This window comes from Mesorhizobium sp. M0239, assembly GCF_040321815.1.
Taxonomy (GTDB): domain Bacteria; phylum Pseudomonadota; class Alphaproteobacteria; order Rhizobiales; family Rhizobiaceae; genus Mesorhizobium.
Genome location: NZ_JAMYSG010000080.1, coordinates 1 through 3,287 on the forward strand (window position 1 = coordinate 1; position 3,287 = coordinate 3,287).

The following is a 3,287-nucleotide window of genomic DNA, read 5'->3' on the forward strand; positions in this document are numbered from 1 at the left end:
GCATGAAAGGGCCTCCAAAGAGCGAGTTGCGATGGCCCACTCTGCCAGAGTGCGGGCCACGATCCACTCCCCATGGGATCTGCCGTCATTGCGACCGTACCGGCATCAACACGCCGGTCGTGACCGCGCCGATGCCCGCGCAACCCTTGCCGGGCAGCATCGCCACGGCTTCGACGCTGGCCTTCGCGCTCGTTCACAAATACGTCGACGGCACACCGCTCTACCGCCTGGCGCAGGCCTTCGAGCGCGCGGGCGTTCCTGTCAGCCGTGGCGCTTTGGGTCACTGGGTGATCGGCTCGAGCGAAAAGCATCTCGCCCGCATCTATGACGTGCTGAAGCTGCGGCTCAGATCGCAGCCCCTCATCCATGGCGACGAGACCACGGTCCAGGTGCTGAAGGAAATGGACAGAGAGGCCACCAGCACCTCGTACATGTGGGCATACCGGAGCGGCCACGACAGTGACGAGCCGATCGTGCTGCTCGATTATCAGCCGGGTCGCGGCCAGATACACCCGCAGACCTTCTTGGGCGATTACCGCGGCATCGTGATGAGTGACGGTTATTCCGCCTGGCGCACGCTGGAAGGGGCAACGCATCTTGGCTGCATGGCCCATTCCAGGCGGCGCTTCGTCGATGCCCTAAAGGCGAGGAAGAAAGGCGGCGGCCCGCCGGAACAGGCGCTCCGGTTCTTTGAACAGCTCTATCGGGTTGAAAGGCAGGCGCGGAACGAAATCCCCGATGACGGCGAAACGCGAGATCACTGCATTCGCCGCTTCCGCCAGCAACATAGTGTCCCGATCCTCCAGGCTCTCAAGGCATGGCTCGACGACTTCGCTCCAAAAGTCTTGCCGGACAGCAAGCTCGGCGACGCCGTCTCCTACACCCTGAACCAATGGGGATATCGGGATATCTGACTCGTTACACCGAGGACGGCAGCATGCCGATCGACAACAATCTTCTCGAGCGTGACATCAGAATCTTTGCCACTGGCCGGAAAAGTTGGCTGTTCAGCGATACCGTCGACGGAGCCAGGGCCAGCGCCGTCATCTACAGCCTGATGTTGACCTGCCGCGCCTGTGGCGTCGAGCCGTTAGCGTGGCTGCGCCACGTCCTCACCGAATTGCCTCAACGCAACGAGGACGCTGATATCTACGATCTGCTGCCCTTCAACTTCGCCAAAGCAACAGCAGTCTGATCAGACCAGATACCGTTCCCAATTCGAAGGCCATCCGTCGAAAGCGCCGGCGTCAACGTGCAGGGAAAATCGCGCCTACGCTTCAACCGACGCTGCAAGCGTGCTGTCACCGGAGGTGGCATATCGATGAAACCTACATCGCGCTAACTAGTTTCCGTCCATAAACGTGCGTATTTCACAGCGTTTACAAGATCTTGTGCTGGACCTGAAAGGCGCCTTTGACGGCAAGGACAGGATCAAGAGCACTAATTGTCGACAGGATGGTGTCATCGGCACGATCAGGCACAGGCCACCGCAGGCGGCGTTTGCCGGCTGAGACAGCAGCAATGCCGAGTTGGGATCAGGTTGGTTGGAGGCGAGTGAAGAGGACGAGGTTGTAAGCCACGACCGAGGACCAGACGTAGGTCTTGAAGTGGTCAAGTCCGCGCCAGGTGCAGCGTGCCAAACCGTAAGCGCGTTTGAGGCAAGAGATGCCAGCTTCGATGCCGGCACGGAAGTTGCGTAGCTTGCGATAGACCCACTTGCTTCTGACCATGTCCTCGATCCGGAGGCCGGCTTTCTTGTGGAAGGCCATGTCGGAGGCGCCCCACGCCTTCGCCGTGGCTAGGTTGTTGCGCGTGGCGAAGCCGCCATCGGCCGCCGCTTGCCGCGGCACTTGCCCATAGAAGGCGATGTTGCGCTCCAGCATCGCAGCAAGCGGTCGCTGTCGGCCGGATTGCCGGCTTCGATCACCAGATCGAGGATCATGCCGCTCCTGCCGGTGGTCAGGTTGAGCTTGTGGCCGTACTCGGTGTCGCGGCTGCCTTTGACAATGATATCGGCATGCGGCTCGAACAGGCTGACCAGCTTCTCGCCGGCCGGCACCGGTTCGCCGGCCAATACCCGCCGCTCGCTCTGTCTGATGATGCGTTCGACCAACGGCCGATAGTGACGGACCTGGGCCTGCCACAGTGCGATGAGCGGAGTGCTCACTGCGGCCAATCGCTCGGTCGCCTGCGTCAGATAGGCCAAGGTCGTGCGGGTGATTGCGATCAGCTCGCGGTAGAGTTGGACCCGATTGGGTCGACCGCGCGTGAACTGGATCTTGCGGGCGCGCTTCTTGGCTGCGCGGCAATGATCGCGCCATGATGAGCCGGCGCCGGCCAAGGTATCGGCCCGCTTCAGCAGGCGCACCATGACCCGCACTGCATCCCAAAGCAGGCTGCTGTCGCTCGGCTCGTGAATGAGTGCCGAGGTCGCGGTGCTGTCCAGCCGCACGATCGTGCCGTCTTCGAGCTTCGCCTCCCGAGCGCCCGACAGCAGTGTCCGATTGATCTGTTCCCAAGTCTCGGGCCGGATCGCGCTAATGGTCTTTTGTAGTACAGACTTCTATGGGCTCCATGACCACGGCAGGCGGGCAAAGGCGCGAAACGAGGCGGAGTCCTCGAGGTGGAACGCCAGTTCCTGGTAGCTCAGTTGCCGGTACTGCTTGAGCATCGCGCAGCGCAACACCGCTTCGCCCGGCAAGCCCTGCCGCCCGGTGGCCTTGACGCCGACCCGAACCAAATCGCGAGCCACCAGCCGAGCAGATCGCGATGTTCGTCCAGCCATTGCGACATCGCCTTCAACTCGTGGCCGATCTCGTGCGTGGCGAAAAACATCGAATATGCTGGCTTGGACGGTGCGTTCTTGGCGCATTGTCGGGCTCCGGCGGTGACAGGTTTTGGACTCAGTAGCATGATCCAAGATACCTGAAACCGCCGGGCCTTGCTCGCGCAAAGCTACGATTCAATCAATAAAATCAAATATTTGCCCGTTTGTGGACGGAAACTAACTAGGTGCTGTCCGGCATCGAGATGGTTCGTACCCCCTCCGGTGAGGCTTCCGATTACCCACATCGTCGGCGGGCCTATTGCCCCACATGAATCTACCGTGATTCTATCCGTGACGCCGAATCACGGAGGCGTCACGGATGCGAGTCAAGACCGGCAGCAGCGAAACCGCTTGGCAGGAGAAAGAGCTTTCTGGGGCGGCGCTTCCCGACAAGCGCCTGGTCCGCCGGTCGCAACGGTTGCTGGATGAGATGTCAGCTGCGCCGGGCAAGCCAATCCCG

1 protein-coding gene and 2 pseudogenes are annotated in these 3,287 nt (G+C 61.3%); 2 read left to right on the forward strand and 1 reads right to left on the reverse strand.

Annotated elements, in window-relative coordinates:
* Positions 1–1,195, forward strand: a pseudogene (gene tnpC, locus NKI99_RS33515) (IS66 family transposase); the annotation flags it as partial.
* A 340-nt stretch (positions 1,196–1,535) separates the two neighbouring features.
* On the opposite strand, the pseudogene NKI99_RS33520 reads toward tnpC, so the two are convergent.
* A pseudogene (locus NKI99_RS33520) lies at positions 1,536–2,872 on the reverse strand (ISNCY family transposase).
* A 274-nt stretch (positions 2,873–3,146) separates the two neighbouring features.
* Here NKI99_RS33520 and NKI99_RS33525 point away from each other — a divergent pair.
* The coding region (locus NKI99_RS33525) for an IS4/Tn5 family transposase DNA-binding protein (protein ID WP_352613713.1) at positions 3,147–3,287 on the forward strand (141 nt) is incomplete at its 3' end.